We start from the raw sequence: 4,984 nt of genomic DNA on the forward strand, positions 1-4,984 counted from the left end.
AAAAAAAGTAAAAAAAAGCGTTGACAGGAGAGAGAGTAAGTGGTATTATATACAAGCACTCGCAAGAGGGCGCACGGTCTTTGAAAACTGAACAAGAAACGTCAATTTCAAAAGGATAAAAAAAAGAAAGAAAACGAACGCGAGTTCGTTCATAAAGAGTCAATCAAATGGAGAGTTTGATCCTGGCTCAGGATGAACGCTGGCGGCATGCCTAATACATGCAAGTCGAACGCCGGAAGGATGAAGTTTGCTTCGTCCGGAAGGAGTGGCGAACGGGTGAGTAACACGTAGACAACCTGCCTGTAAGACCGGGATAACGGATGGAAACGTCTGCTAATACCGGATAGGTAGCGGGGAGGCATCTTCCTGCTATTAAAGTCGGGACACGACGCTGACAGATGGATCTGCGGTGCATTAGCTAGTTGGCGGGGCAACGGCCCACCAAGGCGATGATGCATAGCCGGCCTGAGAGGGTGGACGGCCACATTGGGACTGAGACACGGCCCAAACTCCTACGGGAGGCAGCAGTAGGGAATTTTCGGCAATGGGGGGAACCCTGACCGAGCAATGCCGCGTGAGTGAAGACGGCCTTCGGGTTGTAAAGCTCTGTTGCAGGGGAAGAACGGCGTGGAGAGGGAATGCTCCATGAGTGACGGTACCCTGCCAGAAAGCCACGGCTAACTACGTGCCAGCAGCCGCGGTAATACGTAGGTGGCGAGCGTTATCCGGAATTATTGGGCGTAAAGGGTGCGTAGGCGGCGGATTAAGTCTGGAGTAAAATTGTGGGGCTCAACCCCATCGAGCTTTGGAAACTGGTCGGCTGGAGTGCAGGAGAGGCAGATGGAATTCCATGTGTAGCGGTAAAATGCGTAGATATATGGAGGAACACCAGTGGCGAAGGCGGTTTGCTGGCCTGCAACTGACGCTGAAGCACGAAAGCGTGGGGAGCAAATAGGATTAGATACCCTAGTAGTCCACGCCGTAAACGATGAGAACTAAGTGTTGGGGAAACTCAGTGCTGCAGTTAACGCAATAAGTTCTCCGCCTGGGGAGTATGCACGCAAGTGTGAAACTCAAAGGAATTGACGGGGGCCCGCACAAGCGGTGGAGTATGTGGTTTAATTCGACGCAACGCGAAGAACCTTACCAGGCCTTGACATGGGGATAAAGGTCCTAGAGATAGGAAGATAGGTATATCCCACACAGGTGGTGCATGGTTGTCGTCAGCTCGTGTCGTGAGATGTTGGGTTAAGTCCCGCAACGAGCGCAACCCTTGTCTTCAGTTACCAGTATTAAGTTAGGGACTCTGGAGAGACTGCCGGTGACAAACCGGAGGAAGGTGGGGATGACGTCAAATCATCATGCCCCTTATGGCCTGGGCTACACACGTACTACAATGGCGGCTACAAAGAGCAGCGAGCAGGTGACTGTAAGCGAATCTCGGAAAGGTCGTCTCAGTTCGGATTGAAGTCTGCAACTCGACTTCATGAAGTCGGAATCGCTAGTAATCGCGGATCAGCATGCCGCGGTGAATACGTTCTCGGGCCTTGTACACACCGCCCGTCAAACCATGGGAGTTGATAATACCCGAAGCCGGTGGTCCAACCGCAAGGAGGAAGCCGTCGAAGGTAGGATCGATGACTGGGGTTAAGTCGTAACAAGGTATCCCTACGGGAACGTGGGGATGGATCACCTCCTTTCTAAGGAGAAAGTACAGCGAGGTTTCTTGTTCAGTTTTGAGAGAGCGAAGCTCTTTCAGGAAGTCGTTCTTTGAAAACCGAATAACAGAAGATAGATAGAGAAACATGATCTTTCTGAAATAGTTGGAGATAAAAATCGAGAACAGTAAAAAACAGTAACTCAAGAGAACCAAGGGAAAAAATGTAGGTGATTAAGTTAATAAGGGCGTACGGTGAATGCCTGGCCACTGACAGCTGAAGAAGGACGCATCAAACGGCGAAACGCCACGGGGAGCGGTAAGAGCGCAACGATCCGTGGATATCCGAATGGGGGAACCCGGCAGCGGTAATGCGCTGTCATCGGTGCATGAACACATAGTGCACAGGAGAGCAACCCGGGGAATTGAAACATCTTAGTACCCGGAGGAAAAGAAAATAAGAATGATTCCGCAAGTAGCGGCGAGCGAACACGGAGGAGGCCAAACCAGAGAAAGCTCTGGGGTAGTAGGACTTCAAGGAAGGGACGACGAAGACTAGCAGAACGGCATTGAAAGGCCGGCCATAGAGGGTGGGAGCCCCGTAAGCGAAAGTTGGAGCGCCTGAGAAGGATCCTGAGTACGGCGGGGCACGTGGAACCCTGTCGGAATCCGCCGGGACCATCCGGCAAGCCTAAATACTCGTCAGTGAGCGATAGTGAACCAGTACCGTGAGGGAAAGGTGAAAAGAACCCCGGGAGGGGAGTGAAAGAGAACCTGAAACCGTATGCCTACAAGAAGTCAGAGCCCGTTGAAGGGTGATGGCGTGCCTTTTGTAGAATGAACCGGCGAGTTGCCGTATTGTGCGAGGTTAAGCAGGAGATGCGGAGCCGAAGCGAAAGCGAGTCTTAAGAGGGCGGAAGTACGATGCGGCAGACCCGAAACCAGGTGATCTAGCCATGATCAGGTTGAAGTTGAGGTGATACTCAATGGAGGACCGAACCGACCACCGTTGAAAAGTTGGCGGATGAATTGTGGCTAGGGGAGAAATTCCAATCGAACCTGGATATAGCTGGTTCTCCCCGAAATAGCTTTAGGGCTAGCGTCGGAGAAGAGATGCGCGGAGGTAGAGCACTGAATGTATGATGGCCCCATCCCGGGGTACTGAATACAATCAAACTCCGAATGCCGCGTATTATATCCGGCAGTCAGACTGTGGGTGATAAGGTCCATGGTCGAGAGGGAAACAGCCCAGAGCGCCAGCTAAGGTCCCAAAATATATGCTAAGTGGAAAAGGATGTGGGGATGCACAGACAACTAGGAGGTTGGCTCAGAAGCAGCCATCCTTCAAAGAGTGCGTAACAGCTCACTAGTCGAGTGACCCTGCGCCGAAAATGTACCGGGGCTAAGCATATTACCGAAGCTGCGCATCTGCTTGAAAGAGCAGGAGGTAGGGGAGCGTTCCATGGGAGGAGAAGCCGTACCGGAAGGAGCGGTGGATCGCATGGAAGTGAGAATGCCGGTGTGAGTAGCGAGATGCAGGTGAGAATCCTGCACACCGATAGCCCAAGGATTCCAGGGGAAGGTTCGTCCGCCCTGGGTAAGTCGGGACCTAAGACGAGGCTGAAGAGCGTAGTCGATGGACAACAGGTTGATATTCCTGTACCCGCGTAGGAATGAAGGAGTGACGGAGAAGGTTAGTCTGCCCCGCTTAACGGATTGCGGGACAAGCATAGGAGCAGGACGGTAGGCAAATCCGCCGTTCAATGCAAAGATGTGATGTGGAGCGAACGCTTCGGCAAGTAGCGAAGGGGATGATACCAGCTTCCAAGAAAAGCTTCTAGTGATAATCCTGCAGCGGCCCGTACCAAAACCGACACAGGTGGGCAAGGCGAGAAGCCTGAGGTGAGCGAGAGAACTGTTGCCAAGGAACTCGGCAAAATGACCCCGTACGTTCGCAAGAAGGGGAGCTCAGAAGAGCCGCAGTGAAGAGGCCCAAGCGACTGTTTAACTAAAACACAGCTCTCTGCAAAGTCGCAAGACGAAGTATAGGGGGTGACTCCTGCCCGGTGCCGGAAGGTTAAGAGGATGTGTCAGCGAAAGCGAAGCACTGAATTGAAGCCCCGGTGAACGGCGGCCGTAACTATAACGGTCCTAAGGTAGCGAAATTCCTTGTCAGGTAAGTTCTGACCCGCACGAAAGGAGTAACGATTTGGGCGCTGTCTCGGCAGCAGACTCGGTGAAATCTTAGTCCCGGTGAAGATGCCGGGTACCCGCAACTAGACGGAAAGACCCCATGGAGCTTTACTGTAGCTTGATATTGAGCTTTGATCACATATGTACAGGATAGGTGGGAGACTGAGAGACCTTTACGCCAGTGGAGGAGGAGTCGCTGTTGGGATACCACTCTTGTGTGATCGGAGTTCTAACCTACTGCCGTGAACCGGCAGGGGGAGAGTGTCAGGTGGGCAGTTTGACTGGGGCGGTCGCCTCCCAAAGAGTAACGGAGGCGCCCAAAGGTACCCTCAGATTGGTTGGAAATCAATCGTCGAGCGCAAATGCAGAAGGGTGCTTGACTGCGAGACAGACAAGTCGAGCAGGGACGAAAGTCGGGATTAGTGATCCGGCGGTGCCGAATGGAAGGGCCGTCGCTCAACGGATAAAAGCTACCCTGGGGATAACAGGCTGATCTCGCCCAAGAGTTCACATCGACGGCGAGGTTTGGCACCTCGATGTCGGCTCATCGCATCCTGGAGCTGAATTCGGTTCCAAGGGTTGGGCTGTCCGCCCATTAAAGCGGTACGCGAGCTGGGTTCAGAACGTCGTGAGACAGTTCGGTCCCTATCTGTTGTGGGCGCAGGAAATTTGAGGAGAGCTGTCCTTAGTACGAGAGGACCGGGATGGACCTTCCGCTGGTGCACCAGTTGTATCGCCAGATGCACAGCTGGGTAGCTAAGAAGGGAACGGATAAGCGCTGAAGGCATCTAAGCACGAAACCGCCTCCAAGATGAGATTTCCCATACGCAAGTAGTAAGACCCCTGAAAGACGATCAGGTAGATAGGTCAGAGATGGAAGCATAGCGATATGTGGAGTTGACTGATACTAATCGGTCGAGGACTTAATCACAAAGGAAGAGAATGGAAAGTCGACTGTTATTCGGTTTTGAGGGAACGACCTCAGAGCTCTGGTGGCGATGGCCGAGTGGAAACACCTGTACCCATCCCGAACACAGAAGTTAAGCACTCGCGCGGTGACAATAGCCGGGCCTGCCCCTGTGAAGATAGCTCGCTGCCAGATCACCGACTCACTCCTTGTGAGTCTTTTTTTAT

The 4,984-nt window shown here is 52.8% G+C and carries 3 rRNA genes; all 3 read left to right on the forward strand.

The features are described 5' to 3' along the window. The first annotated feature begins 164 nt into the window (after positions 1–164). Positions 165–1,700: ribosomal RNA gene (locus ACZYT3_RS12430) — 16S ribosomal RNA — on the forward strand. A 189-nt stretch (positions 1,701–1,889) separates the two neighbouring features. Next, positions 1,890–4,781, forward strand: a 23S ribosomal RNA gene (locus tag ACZYT3_RS12435). A 57-nt stretch (positions 4,782–4,838) separates the two neighbouring features. Next, a 5S ribosomal RNA gene (gene rrf / locus ACZYT3_RS12440) occupies positions 4,839–4,952 on the forward strand. The 16S, 23S and 5S rRNA genes sit together here, the layout of an rRNA operon. Positions 4,953–4,984 lie beyond the last annotated feature (32 nt).

Source organism: Traorella sp. mt218 (assembly GCF_055420025.1).